At 28.7% G+C, this 21,373-nt stretch carries 19 protein-coding genes; 2 read left to right on the top strand and 17 right to left on the bottom strand.

Annotation, left to right across the window (positions count from 1 at the left end):
• Positions 1-140: 140 nt before the first annotated feature.
• Both U8307_RS09910 and nadE read left to right on the top strand, forming a co-directional pair.
• The gene (locus U8307_RS09910) at positions 141-1,415 is read left to right on the top strand and encodes an adenylosuccinate synthase (RefSeq protein WP_326907459.1); all 1,275 of its coding nucleotides are present in this window, start codon (positions 141-143) and stop codon (positions 1,413-1,415) included.
• A gap of 27 nt (positions 1,416-1,442) precedes the next feature.
• On the top strand, positions 1,443-2,189 hold the full coding sequence (gene nadE, locus U8307_RS09905; protein WP_326907457.1) for an NAD(+) synthase: 747 nt from the start codon (positions 1,443-1,445) through the stop codon (positions 2,187-2,189).
• Positions 2,190-2,268: 79 nt separating this feature from the next.
• Here the strand turns inward: nadE and U8307_RS09900 are convergent, their stop codons facing one another.
• The 17 genes from U8307_RS09900 to U8307_RS09820 all read right to left on the bottom strand — a co-directional run bounded on the left by U8307_RS09900 (position 2,269) and on the right by U8307_RS09820 (position 21,257).
• Positions 2,269-2,769, bottom strand: coding sequence for a hypothetical protein (locus U8307_RS09900; RefSeq protein ID WP_326907455.1), 501 nt, complete (start codon positions 2,767-2,769; stop codon positions 2,269-2,271).
• The gene (locus tag U8307_RS09895; RefSeq protein WP_326907452.1) at positions 2,760-3,359 is read right to left on the bottom strand and encodes a J domain-containing protein; all 600 of its coding nucleotides are present in this window, start codon (positions 3,357-3,359) and stop codon (positions 2,760-2,762) included. Before U8307_RS09895 ends, U8307_RS09900 begins: the two co-directional genes overlap by 10 nt.
• Entirely contained in the window at positions 3,343-4,188 is an 846-nt protein-coding gene (locus tag U8307_RS09890; protein ID WP_326907450.1) for a DUF5685 family protein, read from the bottom strand. The genes U8307_RS09895 and U8307_RS09890 overlap by 17 nt, the downstream gene beginning before the upstream one ends.
• 188 nt (positions 4,189-4,376) lie before the next feature.
• Entirely contained in the window at positions 4,377-6,110 is a 1,734-nt protein-coding gene (locus U8307_RS09885) for a sensor histidine kinase (RefSeq protein ID WP_326907448.1), read from the bottom strand.
• Positions 6,111-6,118: 8 nt separating this feature from the next.
• Entirely contained in the window at positions 6,119-6,796 is a 678-nt protein-coding gene (locus U8307_RS09880; RefSeq protein ID WP_326907446.1) for a response regulator transcription factor, read from the bottom strand.
• Between the two features lie 14 nt (positions 6,797-6,810).
• On the bottom strand, positions 6,811-7,455 hold the full coding sequence (phoU, locus tag U8307_RS09875; RefSeq protein ID WP_326907445.1) for a phosphate signaling complex protein PhoU: 645 nt from the start codon (positions 7,453-7,455) through the stop codon (positions 6,811-6,813).
• A gap of 36 nt (positions 7,456-7,491) precedes the next feature.
• On the bottom strand, positions 7,492-8,250 hold the full coding sequence (gene pstB / locus U8307_RS09870; RefSeq protein WP_326907442.1) for a phosphate ABC transporter ATP-binding protein PstB: 759 nt from the start codon (positions 8,248-8,250) through the stop codon (positions 7,492-7,494).
• A complete protein-coding gene (pstA, locus tag U8307_RS09865; protein ID WP_326907440.1) occupies positions 8,240-9,118 on the bottom strand; it encodes a phosphate ABC transporter permease PstA in 879 nt (292 codons plus the stop codon). The genes pstB and pstA overlap by 11 nt, the downstream gene beginning before the upstream one ends.
• A 25-nt stretch (positions 9,119-9,143) precedes the next feature.
• Complete coding sequence (gene pstC / locus U8307_RS09860; protein WP_326907438.1) at positions 9,144-10,043, bottom strand: phosphate ABC transporter permease subunit PstC; 900 nt, start codon at positions 10,041-10,043, stop codon at positions 9,144-9,146.
• Positions 10,025-10,909, bottom strand: a complete 885-nt coding sequence (locus U8307_RS09855; protein ID WP_326907436.1) for a substrate-binding domain-containing protein — start codon at positions 10,907-10,909, stop codon at positions 10,025-10,027. The genes pstC and U8307_RS09855 overlap by 19 nt, the downstream gene beginning before the upstream one ends.
• Positions 10,910-11,005: 96 nt before the next feature.
• A complete protein-coding gene (locus tag U8307_RS09850; RefSeq protein ID WP_326907434.1) occupies positions 11,006-13,090 on the bottom strand; it encodes a diguanylate cyclase in 2,085 nt (694 codons plus the stop codon).
• Between the two features lie 195 nt (positions 13,091-13,285).
• Entirely contained in the window at positions 13,286-14,722 is a 1,437-nt protein-coding gene (gene nhaC / locus U8307_RS09845) for a Na+/H+ antiporter NhaC (RefSeq protein ID WP_326907432.1), read from the bottom strand.
• A gap of 463 nt (positions 14,723-15,185) precedes the next feature.
• Positions 15,186-17,084, bottom strand: coding sequence for a glutamine synthetase (locus U8307_RS09840; protein ID WP_326907431.1), 1,899 nt, complete (start codon positions 17,082-17,084; stop codon positions 15,186-15,188).
• A gap of 136 nt (positions 17,085-17,220) precedes the next feature.
• Positions 17,221-17,850, bottom strand: coding sequence for an HAD-IA family hydrolase (locus U8307_RS09835; RefSeq protein WP_326907429.1), 630 nt, complete (start codon positions 17,848-17,850; stop codon positions 17,221-17,223).
• A 109-nt stretch (positions 17,851-17,959) separates the two neighbouring features.
• Positions 17,960-18,553: a hypothetical protein gene (locus tag U8307_RS09830; protein ID WP_326907427.1), complete on the bottom strand. Its 594-nt coding sequence runs from the start codon at positions 18,551-18,553 to the stop codon at positions 17,960-17,962.
• Positions 18,554-18,619: 66 nt separating this feature from the next.
• Positions 18,620-19,828, bottom strand: a complete 1,209-nt coding sequence (locus tag U8307_RS09825; protein ID WP_326907424.1) for a hypothetical protein — start codon at positions 19,826-19,828, stop codon at positions 18,620-18,622.
• 145 nt (positions 19,829-19,973) lie between these two features.
• Positions 19,974-21,257 carry a glycosyl hydrolase family 18 protein gene (locus tag U8307_RS09820; RefSeq protein ID WP_326907422.1) on the bottom strand — a complete coding sequence of 428 codons (1,284 nt, stop codon included), beginning with the start codon at positions 21,255-21,257 and terminating at the stop codon, positions 19,974-19,976.
• Between the last annotated feature and the right edge of the window lie 116 nt (positions 21,258-21,373).

Genomic DNA, 21,373 nt, shown 5'->3' with positions numbered 1-21,373 from the left:
TCTTAATCAACAAAACTTAACATGTTTTTGTTGTTTTGACATTTGTAATTTTTGTCATAAAAGACTAATATGAACTTATTCCTTGACTTTAATATTCACAAAATATATAATCTTTTTATTAAACAAAACGGAGGTTTTATATGCTTACAGCAATAGTTGGAATCAATTGGGGAGACGAAGGCAAAGGAAGAATGGTAGATTTATTATCTAGCGAATATGATATAGTTTGCCGATATCAAGGTGGTAACAATGCTGGCCATACTGTAATTAATGATTCTGGTAAATATATTTTAAATTTACTGCCATCGGGAATCTTAAGGGCTGATGTTACTAATGTAATGGGCAATGGAATGGTTATTGATTTAGAACATCTCAATGGTGAAATAAACAAATTGAGAAAATCTGGTATTAATATTACTTCAGATAATCTTAAAATAAGCAACAGAGCTATAATATGTCTTCCATATAACGTACAACAAGATATCTTAGAAGAAGAGCGATTAAAAGATAAAAAATTTGGATCTACTAGAAGAGGTATTGCACCTGTTTATGGTGATAAATATTTAAAAAAGGGAATCCGAATGGGAGATTTGTTAAATAAAAAAAGTCTACAATCTAAAGTTAAAGAAATAGTTCAGTGGAAAAACTTACTAATCGAAGGGGGTTATAATTCTACAGCATTCAAGGCGGATGATATATATAACTGGTTAGTAAAATTCTCGGAAGGAATAGAAGATTACATATGTGACACGGGTATATTTCTTGAAAAAGCAATTAAAGAAGGCAAAAAAATTATGTTTGAAGCACAGCTTGGAGCACTTAGAGATATAGATTTTGGTATTTACCCTTATACCTCTTCATCATCTACTATTGCAGCATACGCACCTATTGGTTCAGGAATACCAGGACATAAACTTACAAATACTATTGGAATAATGAAAGCTTATTCTTCTTGTGTAGGAGAAGGTCCTTTTACATGTGAAATGTTTGGCGACGAAGCTGAAGCCTTAAGAAAAGCCGGAGGAGAATACGGAGCTGCTACAGGAAGGCCAAGAAGAGTTGGTCCCTTTGATATAGTTGCATCAAAATTTGGTGTAATGGTACAGGGAGCAGACGTATTAGCGTTAACAAAGCTTGATATATTGTCATACCTAGATAAAGTACCAGTAGTCACTGGATACAAAATCAATGATAAAGTTATAGAATATTTTCCAACAGGAGATTACTTAGATATAGCAACTCCAGTTATCGAATATGTAGATGGATGGAAATGCGATATCAGCAGTTGTAGAAAAGAATCCGACCTACCAGAAAAAGCATTAGCTTACGTAAAATACATTGAAGAAAAAATTGGTTGTAAAATTAAATATGTATCAGTTGGAGCTAAAAGAGAAGATTATTTAATCATGAAGTAATCTCAGATAAAGTATAAGGAGGATTGTATGAGAAACTATGTTATTGAATTAAAAAACAGAGTAAATTTTATAAAAGAAATACTAAATAAATCAAAAGCATCTGGAATAATTTACGGAAACAGTGGTGGTAAAGACAGTGCCTTAGTAGGAATTTTATGTAAAATGGCCTGCGAGAATACTTTAGGAGTAATTATGCCATGTGAATCTAAACGTAACTTTGGAGAAGATATGGAGGATGGTCTAAAGGTTGCTGATCAATTTAATATTGATTATATTACAGTTGACTTAACAAATACTAAAAAAGCATTATTATCTTCTGTTGAAGAAATATCAAATGTTACTGATACAGCTAAAGCTAATATAGCTCCACGACTAAGAATGACAACTCTATATAGTATTGGTCAGAGTAAAAATTATTTAGTTGCAGGTACAGGAAATAAAAGCGAAGTATATATGGGTTATTATACAAAATGGGGTGATGGTGCCTATGATTTCAATCCAATTGCTGATTTAACTGTAACTGAAACATATGAGTTTTTAAGATTTTTAAATGCCCCTGAAAGTATAATTCAAAAAGCACCTTCAGCAGGTCTTTTTGAAGGACAGACAGATGAAAAAGAAATGGGTGTATCTTATTCAGAAATTGATGAATATATAAATACAAGTAACGGAACGCCAGAAGCCATTACCAAAATAAAAAATGCCCACGAAAAAACTGAGCATAAAAGAAGATTACCATTAACATATAATGCGATAAATGATGAACAATTTTGATTCACGCGATTACGTTGTAGGGTTTGCATTTTATGCAAACCGCGGGACGCATGCAATGCGTCCCCTACAAATTACGTCGTTACAGTTTCAATTTTGGTCTTATTATATTGATATAATAATTTATAAATACAGTAAATGCATAATCGTATACTAAAAATAAAACTTGAGCTAAAACTATCATCCACCAGTACAACTTCAAAACAATAAATGCCTTTATTGTAAAGTATAAAATAACAATTAATAAATTAAAACAAATAATCTTAATTATCCAAGAAGTAACTTTTTTATCTATCTTACATTCTATTATAGATTTAATTATGCTATATAACCCAAAAAAAATAATATATGTAATCATTTCAATTTTATTGAAAGTTAAAAAGAATCCAAGTATACATGAAGCAACGTAAAAAACCACTCCGCTTTTAACCCCAAATTCAACTCTTACAATGCCTATTATTAAAGCAGCAGCCGCAAAAAGTATAATTGTATTCGTTTCTATTACAGATGAAAGAATTATAAATAATTGATTTATTCCAAGCAATACTCCTAAATATGCTATATCCTTGCTTTTTAACAGCATGATATTAAGTCGCCCCCCAAACACTCACATAAACAATCTGCACAAATAAGTTGTGTACAACAATCAACGCTATTATTGCCTGAGTTATACCTATATGCTCTATTTTGATATGCTCTTTGCATATTCATAATCTGACTTAGAAAATTTTGATATTCCACATTCCTTGGTTCCATATTCACAGCACGTTGCACATATTGCATTCCTTGACCTACTGAACCAATATTAACAAAACATACTCCCATCAAAAAGTTCCATTCTGCATCTCTGTTTGATATACTATTCAAAGTTCTAATAGCATCTTGAAATCTACCAACATTAATTTGTTGTCTAACTGAACTTAAATTACTGCCATTATTATTATTTGAATTACTGCTATACCCTCCACTTGATCCATAACTAGAACTTGTACCCTTAATTATTTCATCATATGCCCATTGCACTTCTTTAAATTTCTCTTCTGCTAAATCTTGAAGAGGATTGTTTACATTCATATCCGGATGGTATTTTTTTGCTAACTTCCTATAGGCACTTTTCACCTCTTCTTTTGATGCGCCTCTCTTCAAACCTAATACTTCATATGGATCTTTCATCAATAATCTCCTTCTTTTGCTTATTCAACTTACCCTGTATTCCTGAGTATATTATGTTATCTATAATTCCCTTATCTTGTAACAAAGGTAATTTTTCAACTTCTTCACTTAAAAATGACAAATTTAAAATTAACAAACTATTTGCATATTCATCAACATTTTGAGATTTTATATTATTAAATGGATTATAAGATTTATTTTTTTTATCTTTCTCCATATCCTCATAAGCATCTAGTAAATAAATATATTTTCCTAGAAAAAAACCAATCTTTCTAAGTGTCTCTTCCCAAACATCCTTTTTATATAAAATGATTTCTTCCATAAGATGGCCAAATACATTTGACACAGCATCAATATCATTGACGTTTATCTTTTCTAAGTCTGACATATCCTTTAAAAATCTTTTAATTTTTTCTGCCTTTTCTATTAATTCAGAACTTGATTTATTAAATTCTTTTTTTAATATTTTAGATAATACTAAAGATTTATAATCTTTTTCATCTTCCCAGTTATCAATTAAATTATAATATGACAAAATTATATTTATTGAAGCAGCGTATTCAGTTATTTCATTTTGTATAATTGTCTGCTTTTTACTCGGATGTACTATACACCTTTCATTATACACTTTATTTTCAGGTTCATATAAAGAACTTAAAAGCAAAATAAGAAAAGTCATATCATAATTTAAAGTAATTCTTGATTTATTGCTAAATTTAGTCTTTAAACACTTACACAGTCCACAATAATATCCCTTGTAACTGTAGTATTCCTTAAACTTTAATTCCATTTTATCTATTGTCACATTACCGAACACGTAATCACTCATTCCATTCTATTATTCAACATATTACATCACATTACGAGGCTAGAAGTTACATTTAATTGTACCAACATTTTTGCATTTTATCAATAAAAAAATAAATAACGACTAAAGTCTTTCAGTAATGAAAATATAACATAAATATTTTCTCAAATATCTGAATTACATAGTCGTTAATTTTTATTAGAAAACTGTTATAATAGCTTATTATGTGGAAATTTCACAGTTATTTCTGTCCCTTCATTTTCATTACTTTTTAATGCTATAAGCCCTCCATATATATCTACTATATGCTTAACAATTGATAGTCCTAGACCTGTTCCCCCGGTTTCCTTCGATCTACTTTTATCGACTCTAAAGAAACGTTCAAAAACTCGATTATGACATTCTATCGGAATTCCAACGCCTGTATCCTTAACTACAATATATATAAATTTGTCCTTTATATAGATATTAACTTTAATATTTCCACCATACTTATTATATTTAATTCCATTATCTATCAGATTATATAGCATTTCATTAATATAATTTTTATTAGCATTAATATTTATATCTTCAGCATGAAAATTTATTTTTACATTTCTAGCATCTGCTTTATTTTGTAATAATAGACACACTTCTTCTCCAATTTCCCTTAGATTTACTATGTTTTTCTCCCCTGCTTCTATTCCTTCTTCTATTTTTGATAATCTCATAATATCCTCAATTAATGTTATAAGCCTTAAACCCTCGCTGTTTATCATACTACAGTATTTTTTTATACTTTCCATGTCAGTAATTAACCCCTCTTTAATCATTTCTGCAAAGCCAATCATTGAAGTTAAAGGAGTTTTTAATTCATGGGATACATTAGCCGTAAATTCACGTCTCATTATTTCAGCATTTTTCTCTAACGTAATATCTTCTATTAATATCAAAAGACCTTCTACCGCAACATTCCCTTTTTCTCTTACTGGACTTAAGTAATATCTATAATGAAGTTTATCTTTATCTAAATCATAATTTATATGCTTATTTTCTTTTATAGCCTTGTCTATATTTCTCAAAATATCGGTATCTCTTGTAAGTTCTAATATATTTTTATGTTCTTTTAAACTGAATTTATCATTTTGCATCATTCGCTTACCGCTAGAATTAATAGAAAGTATTTTTTTATCTTTATTAATGAGAATAAAACCTTCTTTCATATTTTCTGTAATTATTCCAATTGTATCTCTTTCGCGTTTTATGAATTCAATATATTCATTAATTTTTGATTTTTGCTCTTTTATTTTTAATGCAAAAGGTTCAAGCTCTTCATAAATATTAATTTCGAAATTATCTTCCTTTTCCAATATATCATCTAAAGAATTTGACATATAATTAATGGGTTTCATTATTTTTTTTGTTAAGAATGTGGCTGCAAAAAAATCAATTATTATAATTATAATAAACAGTATTATAATCATAGGTAAAATATTTTTGAATACATCTCTTATATTGCTTATTTCTCTTGATAATCTTAAGATTGTATTATTATCTAATTTGATAGCATAATAATATGTATCAGTTTTCTTTGTATCTGAATGTCTTGTATATTCACCATACCCCTTATTAAATGCTTCAACAACCTCTGGCCTATTTCTATGATTGTCTAAAGTTTCTAGTTTTGCTTGATTATCAAAAGTTACTTTTCCACTATTGTCGATAATAGTAAATCGAATACTATAATTAACAGTTTTCAAAATATTATTTACAGACTTTAAAATACTATTATTATTTTTCCAATCTTCTGAATTTTCAGATACTAAGTTTGTTATTGTTTTTATCTGTTCTTTTGCATTGTCTGTATAGAAACCATAGTATACTAATGTAGACAGCAAACTAGTAACAGTTGCAGTAAAAACAGATATAAAAATTATAATTATAAGCAACCTTCTTTTCATACATCCATCTACTCCTCAAATTTATATCCTGCACTTCTAATAGTTTTAATATAACTAGGACATCCTGCACTTTCAAGTTTTTGTCTTATAGTTTTTATATGCATATCAACTGTGCGTGTTTCTCCTTCATAATCAAATCCCCATATTTTCTGAAGAATCTTATCTCTAGATAAAACTATACCTTTATTCAACATTAAATAATACAACAATTCAAATTCCTTATAAGTTAAAGTTATAGAATTTTCATTATAGTTCAATGTACGTTTACTATAATCAAGTACAAGACCATTGTTCTCTATAATACTATCTTCCTCTTTTCCAGAACGTCTTAATACAGCTTTAACTCTTGCTACAAGTTCTAACACTCCAAAGGGTTTTGTTATAAAATCATCCGCGCCAGTGTCTAATCCTTTAACCTTGTCTATTTCCATAGATTTAGCTGTAATCATAATTACTGGAATATCTCTATATAAGGGAGCTTTCTTTAAATCTCTGAGAATAGTCATACCATCGGTTTTAGGGAGCATAATGTCAAGAAGTATTAAATTAGGAACTTTAATTTTAAGTTCTTCATAAAAATCTTTTGCTTCCTCAAAACCTATTACTTCGAAATCTGCTGTATTCAATGCAATTTTAATTAATTCTCTTATTCCATCATCATCTTCTACACAATATATAAGTTTCACAAGAAATCCTCCATTTATTTTTTATGTTCACCTGTTATTGAAAATATTACCCATTCTGCTATATTTTCAGCATGATCACCAATTCTTTCAAAATACTTAGCTATCATGAGTAAATCAACAGCTTGTTCACCATTTTTTTTGTCTTTTTGTATCATCTCTATAAGTTCATCTTTTACTATATGGAATAAATTATCAACTATATCATCAGATAAACAAACTTCTTCTGCTAATTGTTTATCCCTATTTACAAAAGCATCTATACTATTTTTCACCATTTGTATGGTAGCTTCTGCCATCTGTGGAATATGAACAATTTCTTTAATAAATGTTTGACCTACTAAATATTTAGTAATTTCTGCTATATCCTCAGCATTGTCGCCAATTCTCTCCATATCAGTTATCATTTTTAAAGCAGTACTTATTACCCTCAAATCTGATGCTACTGGATGCTGTTGTAACAATAACCTTAGGCAATGACTTTCAATTGTTTTTTCCATCTCATCAATTTCAATTTCCAACTCATTCACTTTTTTAGCCATAATTAAATCCTGATTAATAAATGCCTTTGAACTAGTTTCTATTGATAATTCAATGAGACCCCCCATTTTTATAAGTTCCAAATTCAAACTTTCAAGTTCTTTATCAAATCTATTTCTCATCTATATTTGCCTCCTCATTTATTTAATATCAATATTCTAACCGAATCTTCCTGTTATATAGTCTTCAGTTTTTTTATTTTTAGGCATTGAAAAGAGTTTCTCAGTTTCATCAAATTCAACTACTTCACCGTGTAGAAAGAATCCTGTTTTATCAGAAATTCTAGTTGCTTGCTGCATATTATGAGTTACTATAGCTATTGTATATTTCTTTTTAATTTCTATTAATAAATCTTCTATTTTCATTGTAGAAATTGGGTCTAAGGCAGAAGTAGGTTCATCTAATAAAATAACTTCTGGATTAACTGATATTGCCCTTGCAATACATAATCTCTGTTGTTGTCCTCCTGATAAGCCAAGTGCGCTTTTTTTAAGTCTATCCTTAACCTCATCCCACATAGCTGCAGACCTTAAACTTTGCTCTACAATTTCATCTAATTTTGATTTTTGTTTTAATCCATGAGTTTTAGGCCCATAAGCTACATTTTCATAAACACTCATTGGAAATGGATTTGGTTTCTGAAAAACCATTCCAACTCTTCTTCTTAATACTGTTGGATCCATATTTTTATATATATCGATATTATCTAAATATATTTGTCCTGTAATTTTCACATTTTCTATTAAATCATTCATTCTATTTAATGATTTTAATAATGTTGATTTTCCACATCCTGACGGACCAATAAAAGCTGTAATTTCTTTTTCTTTAATTTCCATATTAATATTTTTAAGTGCGTGAAAATCTCCATAATATAAATCTATATTTTCAATCTTAATTTTTGTATTATTTTTCATTACTTATCCTCCCTAATCTACTTGCAAGTTTTGTTGTAGTGAAATTAACTAAAAGCACAACTATTATTAAAATTGCACCGGTAGCAAAGGCCATATCTTTTGAATGAGGCAATCCTTCACTTGCTAACATATACATATGAATTGCTAAAGTTCTTTGTGATACAAACAAATTAAGGGTAGGATTTTTTAAGACATTAGTTCCACTTGTAAAAATAAGTGCTGCAGTTTCTCCAATTATTCGACCAATAGCAAGGATAACACCTGATAGTATACCTGGCATTGCAGCAGGTAACACTATTTTAAATACTGTCCTTAATCTAGTTGCTCCAAGTCCTAGGCTACCTTCTCTGTAAGTATCAGGTACTGCTTTAATAGCTTCTTCAGTTGAACTTATAATTAAAGGTAATATCATAATAGAAATTGTTCCTATACCTGACAACACTGAAGCTCTAAAACCTAAAAACTTTACAAAAAATATCATACCAAATAATCCATATACTATAGATGGTATTCCTGCTAATGTATCGACTGCAAGTCTAATTACCTTTACAGCTTTATTTCCTCTTTTGGCATACTCTGTTAGATATATAGAACAAAAAACACCTATTGGTACTGCTATTAATAAGGATATAATAATCATCTCAATTGTAGTTACAATTGAAGAAAAAGCTGATAGCGTATCTGAATTATACTCTCCAAAAAGAAAATTAAAATTAATATTAGGTATTCCTCTTAGCGATATAAACAATATTATATAAATTAATATGCCCACTGTTACTATTCCACACAACCATACAACTGTTTGAAGAATTACGGACTTTATTTTTCTTTGTTTTAAATTGCTTTCTAGTTTTATTGTTTGCTCCATAATAATTCCTTTCTATAAAATATATCTAACTATTTGATTTAACCTTAATCAAACTAAGTGCTGTATTTAAAATAATAATGAATACAAAAAGAACAACACCAGTTGCTATTAGTGATTCTTCATGCAATCCTGATGCATAACTCATTTCTGTAACTATATTAGTTGTTAAGGTTCTAATTGGCTTAAGCAACTTAATTTTATCAATAGGCATTACAGCATTACCAGCAACCATTACAACAGCCATTGTTTCGCCTATTGCTCTACCTATGCCAAGGATAATAGAAGTAAATATACCAGACTTAGCAGCTGGAACTAATATTTTAAATACAGTTTCTTCTTTAGTTGCTCCTAAACCATAAGACCCTTCTTTATAACTAGAAGGAACAGCTTTTATAGATGACTCGCTTAAGGATATAACTGTTGGAAGTATCATGATTCCAAGTATAATTGAAGCAGATATTATGCTGTATCCATTTCCACCTATTGTTTCCCTTACAAAAGGCACCACTATTTCCATTCCGAAAAAACCAAAAATAATAGATGGTATGCCTGATAGTAAATTTACTGCTGGCTTAATAATTTTATATAAGTTGTCCGGACAAAATTCTGCTAAAAATACTGCGCACATTATACCTATTGGTACGCCTATTACAATTGCGCCTGCTGTTACATAAATACTTCCAACTATCATTGATAGTATTCCATAGGAGGGAGGGTTATTTGTTGGTTTCCATGATTCATTAAATATAAAATCAATAAATCCAATCTCAGCAATAGCAGGTATACCTCTCATAAGTAAAAAGAGGCAGATGGCGATAACTGCTATTACTGAAACTAATGCAGACCCGAAAAATACTGTCTGCATTAGGATTTCTTTAACATTAGATTTACTATAATTTTGCATTTCTATTTTACTTCTGACCATTTTGTAATTTCACCAGTATAGATATTTGTTATAGATTCTGATGAAATATCATCTATTGGATTTTCATTATTTATTATTACTGCAATACCATCAATTGCTAAAACATACCTGTTTAATTGTCCTGCTTCCTCTTCCTTCAATTCTCGAGAAGCCATTCCAATATCATAAGATTCATCTATAGCTGCCTTAATTCCTTGAGAAGATCCATTAGATTGCATCTCAAATTTTACATCTGGATTAAGTTCAGTATAAGCTTCCTGTAATTTCTCCATTAATGGGGTAACTGATGTTGATCCTGCAACCTTAATAATACCAGACATTCCAGAAGCAGAGTATTCAATTGGAGAATCTGCAGCCCCTATAAAATTCATTTCATTTGTTATATCTTGTCCTTGAGTTGATTCTGCAAAACTAAGAAAATCTCTAACTAAATCACTTTCTTCTCCCTTTGTCACTAAAAGGAAAGGTCTTGCTACTGAATAATTGCCATTTTTAACATTTTCAACAGTTGGCTCTACTTTATCAACACTTGCAGCTTTTATTCTATTACTTACAGATCCTAATGAAATATATCCAATACCAAATTTATCTCCTTCTACTGCAGTGATTACCTTGTCAGTTCCATCAAATTCAAGGGCGCCTACAACTAACTTATCTACTTCCGTATCTCCTTCTTTTTGTATAATACCCATTAATTCATGGAATGCTCCTCTAGTACCAGAAGCAGCATCTCTAGCTACTACAGTAATTTCTTTATTATAATCGAAACCTTCTTTTTCTTGTTTTTCTGCTTGTGAACATCCTACAAATACTAAAGATAACAATAATATAGATATAAATATTGATAATACTTTACTTTTTTTCATTTACTTTCTTCTCCTCTATTGTTTATTAATTTTGTCATAAATATATACTTGTTTAGTAAAAAAGAAAGCATGAGATTGTAAAATCTATGTAAAGTTTTAAATATCGCAACTAACCTTATTTTTAGTACCTTCCTTGGACATATATAAATATTTATCTGCTTTTTTTACACCATCAATAAATGATGTATCATTTTCACCATACTGATATACGCCTAAACTCAGAGTTACTTTCACAGAAATATCATCTTCCAAAATAAAAATTTTATTATATATTTCCTTTCTAATTCTTTCTGCTATATCTATTGCTTTAGACTTAGTAGCACCTGGACAAATAAGCAAGAATTCATCTCCTCCATACCGCCCGATATAATCACTACTCCTAACATAATCAGATATTGCTGAAGAAACCATGTTTAAAGCTTTATCACCATAAATATGACCATATGTATCGTTAATTGATTTGAAATCATCTATATCAATCATTATTATGCTAAAACTTTTCTCCTTAAATTTTTCATATAATATTTGACCTAACCTTGTAATTTCAAATCTTGTCAAAAACCCAGTCATATTATCAAAAGTTGCAATATGTTCTAATTTCTTATAAGACATAGCATTATCAATTGCTATTGCTGCATAGTTTGCAATAATTTTTAGTATATTTAAATCATCCTTATCATAAGCATTTTCTTTATAACTTTGAACTGTAATGATACCTACAACCTTTTCCTTTATAATTAAAGGAGTATAAATCATTGATTTTTCAAATATATCTTTATTAAAATCGTCAGGTTTTAAATTAGTATACTTCTTATATTCCTTTGTTACGTCATTTATGATAATATCTTTTTTATTTCTAATACAATATGCACCAAAGGCATGTTTATCATTTACATTGAACTGACTAGTAGATTTATTTTTAGAATTAACTAAAATATAGTTGTATGCTGCATCTCCTTTTTCGCAGTCGTATAATGCTATACCCATAAGATCAGCTTTAATTAAGTTGTTAAGTTCTTCATTTATTAAATCGATTATAGAGTTAATATTAAGATTGGATATAATTTTTTGACCTATGGAAGATAATAATTCAGTTCTATCATACAACAATTTATATAATTTAGCTTCCCTTTTGGTATGCTTTATATTCATTTTTGCCATTAACTGATTTTGTTCATAGTCATATATTAAATCATCAATTTCGATGTATTTTTCCAAATAATAAAGTGCTTTTTTTTCATTTTTTAACTTTTTAAAAATTTCATATAATAAATGGTATGATTCTTTCATCAATACATTGAAATCATTTGTTTTGCTTATTACTGATACATATTCCAATGTCTGTATTGCATTATCATATCTACCAATTCTAACACAAAGTTTTGACCACTCTATTAATGAACTGCATTTTTCGTAAATATAACCCTGCTGATTGGAGAAATCATAACATTTTATAAATTCCTTTTCTGCCAAATCATATTCATAAAGTTTTGCATAAGCCATTCCTTTTAGTTTGAAAATTTCACTTGTATCGGTGTTCATATTTAAACTATCATCTAATTTTGAAGCTCCATCTAAATATACAAGCGCCTTGTTTGGTTCTCCTATATTAATTTCCACTTCAGCTAAAGCAATAAAATAAGATATTTTTTGTGAATTATTTAATTCATAGTTTATCATTTTTATATTTTTTAAAATACCTTTAGCCTTTATGAAATCTTTCATTTGTATGTAATTGATACCTGTGTTTATTAATAACGTACATAATGCTTCTTTATCATTCATATCTTCACATAAAGAAATACCTTTAAGTCCCCATTCGTTTGCTAACTTAAATTGCCCAATTTGACAGTATACATTAGTCAATCCGTTACATGCATACATTAAGCCTTTTTCATCACCAGTATCTTCAAAAACATCATTCGAAATTAAAAATGCTTCTACTGACATGTTATATTTAGATGTATCCATAAAATACCATCCTAAATAATAATAAATCCATGCAATAGTATTATTTAAATTATTTTCAATTGCAAACAATAATAATTCATCTATAATTTCTTTAGTAGCTTCTGTATTATACTTCCTAAGCTTTTTTATTAAATGATTAAAGTATTCAAAATTGTCTTCATTTTCCAGTAATTTATCTAGTTCTTCTTTGTATTTATATTTGAAGTCCATAAAATACACCCCTTATAAATTATACCGATAACAAATCAATACTTAATAATTATGATGTTTATTTGAAGTTAATATTATAACGAATGGTAAAATTAGTCAATATATTTTAAATAAAAATAAAAAACAATTCATTTTATATAAAATTATAACCCTAGGAAAGTCCTAGGGTCATAGTTAGTTAACAGTATTTTTTAATTATGCTTTATTCTTAGAAGCAGGACCTATATATTCTGGAGCTGCAGGATCGTTTTCAAGTTTCATTATAGTAATTCCTGTAAATCCAAATATAATAGTTACTATAGGGCTTAAAATATTAAAGAATGCATATGGAAGATATGCTATTGTAGGTACACCTAAGAATGTTGACATTGTAGCTCCACATGTATTCCAAGGAATAAGAGCAGATGTTACTGTACCTGTATCTTCTAAGGCACGAGATAAGTTTCTAGGTGCCAATCCTCTTTTATGATATTCATCCTTAAACATTTTACCAGGAAGAGCTATAGCAAGATATTGATTTCCACAAAGTGTATTTACGAATAAACAAGTAATTGCTGTTACAAGAATTAATGAACCTGTACTCTTTGCCAATATAAGTAATTTATTAGCTATAACAGCCATCATTCCTGTTTTTTCTAATACTCCACCGAAAGTTAATGCACACATAATCAATGAAATAGTCCACATCATATTTTGCAAACCACCATTAGTTAACAGTTCATCAACCATTTCATGACCTGATTCTGCAACTGTTCCATAATTTGCAACATCTAATAAAAGACCAAAATCTCCACCTTGGTATAATGTAGCAAATCCACCTAAAAAACAACCTATAATCAAACCAGGTATAGCTGGAACCTTCATAGCAACCATTACAATAACTATAACAGGTATTAACATTAATAATGGATTTATTGTATATATACTTTCAATTGCTCCCAAAATTCCACTAATTTCGCTAGTATCTAAAGCATTTGCTTTAAATCTTAATCCTATAACAAGGAATATTACTAAAGTAATTCCATAAGAAACAGATGTTGTATAGAACATATGCTTAATATGGTCAAATAACTCTGCTCCTGCCATTGCTGGAGCTAAATTCGTTGTATCAGACAATGGTGATAATTTATCTCCAAAATATGCACCTGATATTATTGCACCTGCTGCCAATGGTACAGAAATTCCAAGTCCTTGAGCAACGCCTATAAGAGCCACTCCAACTGTACCTGCAGTTGTCCAAGAACTTCCTGTAGCTATAGCAACTACACTACAAAGGATAACTGATGCTACTAAGAAAAATGTAGGTGATAATATTTGTAATCCGTAATAAATCATTGTTGGAACTACGCCACCTGATATCCAAGTTCCAATTAAAATACCTACTATTGCAAGAATTAAAATCGCTTGCATTGTACTACCAATTGATTCAACAATACCTTCTTCAATTTCTTTCCAAGGAATACCTAATAAATAAATAGCCATTACTGTTGCAAGAGCAGCACCCATTAAAATTGGAATATGAACATCTGCTCCATATACAATGATAGAAATACCTAATAGTGCGACTGTAACAATAACTGGTATGATAGAAATTAAAAAGGTAGGTTCTTTTCTTTGCCTTTCTTTACTCATATTTCTCCTCCACTAAATATTTTTTCGCGCATAAAATAATTCTATCTTTATTCCAATTTAAATAATAATACTAGCATTATTCACCCATATTCAAAATAAACCCTATTAAAAACGTTATCACTTCAATTGAATTAAATACATTATTATATTATACGCCAACTATAATTTTGCACCCCCCAAAACGTATTCCCTACTGGAAACGTTTTTCATTTTAGATGCATATTAATATTATCATATTTTTTTTTTTTTGTAAACACTTATTTATTATTTTTACATATTTATACCAATTATTAATATTTAAACATAATTCAAAATATTTTACATTTTGCATAAAATTTATTATTTTTTCAATCTCTTTATTACAAAACAAAGCGTTTGAATCTCTTTTTCAATACTCTTTGAGATTCGAACGCCCTTATTAACAATATTCATAGTTGTAATTTTATTTTATTTTGTCGAAAATTTAAAATATATTATTTTTATATTCAATATATAAGTTTCTGATTTCTGTCATTTTTTCATTCATTTGTTTTTGTAAATCAGATGCTGTATCATAATCACCTTTTTTCAATGCAGTCTTTATTTTTGTAAATATGCATTTTTTAGACATACTGTCCTTCATAAGTTTCGTTTTAAGATATACAATCTTTTCCCAATTAACCACATCTAAATCAGTCGCATGGTCTTGTTCATTATGAAGTTTTACGAAAGTCTTCAATATCATTATATTGTCATGTATAATTCTTCCACTAAGTTCATTTTTCCATTTTTCAGCCGTAGATATTCTAAATGAATTAATAATTTCATCAGTAAATACATCACCAGTCTTTAAAATTTTATGTTTGTCTGAATTTGAATCGAATCCCTTTAAGTTTTCCCATACCGTTGCTGGTGCCTTACCATAAAGTTTATTTCTTTCTTCTTCTGTATATGATTCAAATACATCTTCTTCACTTCTATACTCTCTATTTTTCTCTAGATATATTCCATTTTCACCATATTTCTTAGATATTTCTTTTTCAAGATCTTCTGTTGACAATTTAGCTTCTATAATCTTAGTTATTCCATCTAACATCGATTGATAACATGCTGAAATTAATAAATAAGTATTTGAATATGGATTCGGTGCCCTTAATTCAAATCTTAAAGCTTGTGGACTTTCTATATCTCTAATAACACCAATTAATACTGAACGATTCCTTGAAGGTGATTTTTTAGTGCCGCCTAAAGAAGTTACTATACATACCGGAGCTTCAAAACCCGGTTTCAATCTATTGAAAGCATCATTTGTCGCTGAAACAATAGGATTAATTACTTCGTAGTTTTTTAAAATCCCCATTAAAGATCCATAACCAATTTCACTTAAATAATCTTCCTTTAAATCTAGAGGAGCAAATAAATTAATTCTTTTACCATCCTTGAGTTTTAACGCTGCTCCAAGATGTGTATGTTCTCCATTTCCAGCAACACCTTCAATAGGTTTAGCTTTAAATATAACTTCTAGTCCATGATGCCTAAACTGATCTTCAATTAATTCCCTTACAAATATTTCATTGTCTGCAGCTTGAAGCGTGTCAGTAAATCTCCAGTCAATTTCTAATTGTTCCATCACATGAGTAATTCTACCTTTGGAGTCGATACTATTTGTTATGCCACCAACTTCTTTATGGGCCATTTCTGGTTTTAAATCATAATATTCAAGTTGATCCATTATCTTTTCAAGAACTGTTCTTACAGTACCCATTGTTCTTTTCCAATATTGTTCTTTCAACATTTGTGATGTATGAAGTTCTTCAAAGTCAGCACTCTGCTCAGGAGTCTTCACCCACATTTCCAGCTCAGTAGCAGCAGTTAACAATATATCATCTATATCATCATATTTAAAATCATATTTTCTTATTAATTCTGGATTGCTTTTCAATATTTCTCTAATTCTAACTCTAAAATTATCAGCTGATTTCTTAAGAATTGATCTAGAACAAACTTGTTTACCACTGTGTATTATAAAGGATGGTATTTTTAGAGTTCCTACTGGTAGTCCGTTTTCATCATTATAATAATCATAATTATAATCAACAAACCACGTACAATCTAAGTCAGGTAATATGTCAACTCTTGCATCGCTTAAATCTGCAATTCCCTGAAGTTCAACACTAGAACCATCTGTCTGAATGCCTTTGGATAACATTTCTTCCATATCTTTTAAAAATAATTTAATTGGAATTTTTTCATCTGTACCATTTCCACCAATATCTATTCCCATAAATGATACAAATTGTATCTCTGGATGTTCAGTTAGAACTTTTGTTAAATCAGATATATTATGATGTTCAGGTTTTATAGTATATATCATTTTACTCATATATTACCTCCCTATGTTTATATTGTTTGTATTCTAGCACAAAAATTATGCTAGTGCAACAATTTCAATAGAATATTTATGTTTATAATTCAAAAATACGAACTATGATTTGATGTTTAAAGCGATAGTTCGTTTCTTAATTTTTACAAATTTCAATTAATTCTTCTGGTTCATAAATCAAATAATTTGGTTTATTCTTTTTAATGCTTTCAACTGTATTATAACCCCACGCTACAGAAGCTATATCTACATATGCGCGATTAGCAGCATGTATATCTCTTATTTCATCACCTACATATAAAACCTCACTATTTTTAATTTTTTCTTTTTTCATAATTCTTCTCATTTTTGATTCCTTGCCAAACATTGACGAACTTGAAATAAAATCAAACACATCTGCATTATGTTCTTTTAAAAATATTTTTACATTGGTCTTTGAATTGGTTGTTAAGACAGCAGTTTTAATGCCCATATCTTTTAATTGCTTAATAACATTAAATATATCTGTCTTACATATGCTTACATTTTTAATATCTTGAGTTAAAAGTTTTTTACCTCTTTTCAAAATAAAAGGAAGATATCTTTTTTTTAGTTCGACATATTCAATTAATTCTTTTGCACTCATTTTTTTAATGTGACCTAATTCATCTATCGTTATATTTTTTAAGTTATATTTTTCTGCTAATTTCTGATATATTACAAAATTAGCTTCTTCGGTATCTGCAAGTGTTCCATCAAAATCAAAAAAAACATATTTATATTTCACTTTTAACCACCTTATTAATATAGACTACTTCATACTATATTATATTTTAATTAAACAGTCAATTTAAAAATATTTATAAAATAAAAAAACTCCCATATAGGAGTTTATGCTATAATGATTTTATTATTTTTCTATAACTGTTGAAAATAAATTTTACATACTCATCTTCTTCTATTAATTGCAAATAAACATTTTTAGGTGATGTTTCTTTAAAGTATTTCAGAATTTTATCTTTAGTTAATTTTATGCTATCACTATCTAATTCTTTCAAATTTAAATTAGTATTATATTCTTTAATCTGAATCTTAATTTTATCATAATAACTACCAATTGCTTTATCGTCATAATATCTAAGTATATTTTTTACTCCCGCACTTAATTCCTCATCATTTAATTCTAGGTTATTATGTACGATCAGTTTACTTGCATTAAATTTATAATATTCTTCAAACCATATATGACAATAATATCCTAATACAAATGACTTTTGTATTAGATTCAACCTTTTAAAGTCAAATTGCTCATAAAATTCTCTAACATCAATGTTTCCATCTTCATCCAAACTATGAACTTCTTCAAAATCTTCATCGTTAATCGTATCGGGATACACTATTCCCATAATAAAACTGGGTATGTCAATATCATCATCGGTGTTCTCAATAAATATTTTACCAAAATGCATATGTGTACTAATTGGCGGCATTTGTTTATTAAACTCCTTTTTAATTAGTCTATACATTATAGCAAATTTATTATTATTTGTACAGTATTATTTAATTAATACAATTTGTGGCGGATCTGTTATTTCTCCAGAATTAGAATCAACAAAAGCTAACCAGTAGCCGTACTCCCCATCTGTTTTTTTATTTTTATATGACCAATTTTTAAATCCAGTTACTCCTTTATAAGGTTGTTCATCTCTTTTAAACTCTCCTGGTATACCATATACGTATCGATTAACATTACCTTTATCTTTGTAAATACCAAATACATAGTGTTCATATTTTTCCATAAGTCCACTACATGTAGTGACTCTGTATGAAACAGGGTATGGATAATAAGAGCTAATTACCTTATTGTAAAAAGGTAAAGAACCATTTTTTATACCCTTTTCATTATAAGGAATATACCACCAAGATAAATCTTTTATTTTTACTGATAAAGGTTCTATTCTCTCATATTTGCCTAATGCTTTATATAAGTTTTCTTCAAATTTATTTTTATAAACTTTTTTCTTAACAGCTTCTAATCCCGCTCTTTTTTCTGCTTCACTTTCTATTTTATCGGAAATTTTATCTTTATTTCCTAAATTCCTAATATCATTCTTAAAATCCTTTTGTTTTTGAGGTTGTTTCTCAGGTACTTGCTTTTTAGCAGTTTCTATAACTTTTTCAGTTTCTTTCTCTCCTTTATCTGCTTTCTCTTCTTTCTCTTCTTCATCTTCTACAATATCTTTTTCATCATTGTTTTGGACTAATTCTACTTCTTCATCTTTATCTTTACCTTTAATAAGTTCCTCTGAATTTTTTTCTTCGTTATGTATTTCCTTTGTTTCTTTTTGTTCTGTTTCCATTGACTTTATATCTACATTATAATTTTCCTCATTATCTGTTTCTTCTAACTTTCTAACACTTTCCAAACTTACTGTATTGAATAAATTAGCGTACATAACAATTTTTTTATCGTTAACAATTGCACATGTATTATAATCTTCAATAGCATTATTATTTCCAAAAGTAAGAATTTTTTTAATCATTCCCCTTTTGTTATTAATCTGACCTAATTTGATTTTATTAATTTTATCCTTGTATAAGTAAACATCACTAGTCGATTTAACATCACCTAAGTTTTCTACAGAAACTAAAATATTTCCTCTTATACCTCTAATATCTAATCGCACATAACCTTTAGCTTTATCTTTTTTATTTACTGGTTCAAGAAATTTCATAACTCTATAATTATTGTTTTTATTATTCATTGAAAACCTCCTACACTTTATACCAATATATTCTATATATATGCTATTTTTCTTGTAAAATGACTATTGTAAATGAAATAATAAAAGTGGGGACAGGATTCTGTCCCTATTATAACATCGAAATGGTTTTGGTTTTTTAATTAAATTATAATACTTTAGCTATATCATATAACGAATTAACAACAAGCCAATTTTGAGGAAAGAACCTCATTATATTCCAGTAACTTACACCTTCGAAACCATATTCGTTAAATAAATCTAACTTTGCTTGAATGCTTCTTGCGTCTTCAAACCAAACTTGATGTTGTCTTCCTTGAGCATCATAATATACATAATATGGAGATTGCGCAGTTTCATCATATAATATATATTCGCCAACCTCTCCTGCTAATTCTACAGCCTCAACATTTGATAAAGACTCTGCTCTGGAAACCCCTTCTACAAAAGGTAAAATAAAGTCATATCCATAGTTTGGTATACCCATATAAATTTTATTTGGATCAATTTCCGTTATTGCATAATCTAGTACTTCTCGAACTTTGTCTACTGGTGCTACTGCCATTGCAGGACCATAAGTATAACCCCATTCATAAGTCATTAATAGCACTCTATTAGATACATCTCCTAATGCAGGATAATCATGTGCTTCATACAATAAACCTGGTTGGTCAGCTGATACTTTAGGAGCTAGTGCTGTAAATACAATAAAACCTTCTTCGTTTAATCTATTTGTCAAATTTCTTATAAATTGAGTATAAGCATCTCTATCTTCTGGCAATATAAATTCAAAATCTACATCTAGTCCATAATAGTTTTTAGTTTTCAAAGTATTTAAAACATTTTCAATTAAATTATTTTGTGCCTCTTGGTTATTAAGAATCACACTTGCTAACTCATTACTGAATGTTCCCTCTTCCGTCAATGTAGAAATAAGCATAAGTGGTGCAACTCCATATTCTCTCGCCATTTGTATTAATTCTTCATCTTCTATATCTATAAGATTACCTTCAGGTGTAATACCATAGGTAAACAGTGTTAAATAAGTTAAATATGGCAAGGTTTTTCTTAATACATTTCTATCTATAATAGGATATGCATAGCCATTCACATGAATAGGTCCTATTTTTGGTTCTTCATAACTTATTACTATTTCCTCTCCTAAAGCAAGATTAGTTGGATCAGTAATATGAAGATTATTTTGCATAAGTTTAACTACTGATGTATCATACATTTCTGCAATAGACGATAGTGTATCTCCTGGTCTTACTGTATGATATTGACTAGGAAATAATACAACAATTGTTTGACCAGGAACAAGGTAATTGGGATTAGCAAGCTGATTATCTCTAATTATTTGCCTAGGTAAAGCATTGTAAGTAGCCGCAATGGAATATATGCTATCCCCAGGCTGAACAACATGAATTATCATATTTTAACTCCTTTCTTTTCATTAGTATATGCATGATATTTACCTGTTGTTAAGAAATGTAAGGAAATTTGTTAAGCTATTTAATTATTGGAACTTTTATTTTAAGCAATAAAAAG

The organism is Sedimentibacter sp. MB31-C6, assembly GCF_035934735.1.
Taxonomy (GTDB): domain Bacteria; phylum Bacillota; class Clostridia; order Tissierellales; family Sedimentibacteraceae; genus Sedimentibacter.
Note: the sequence above shows the minus strand (reverse complement) of the source record. Positions and strands in the feature narration are given on the sequence as shown.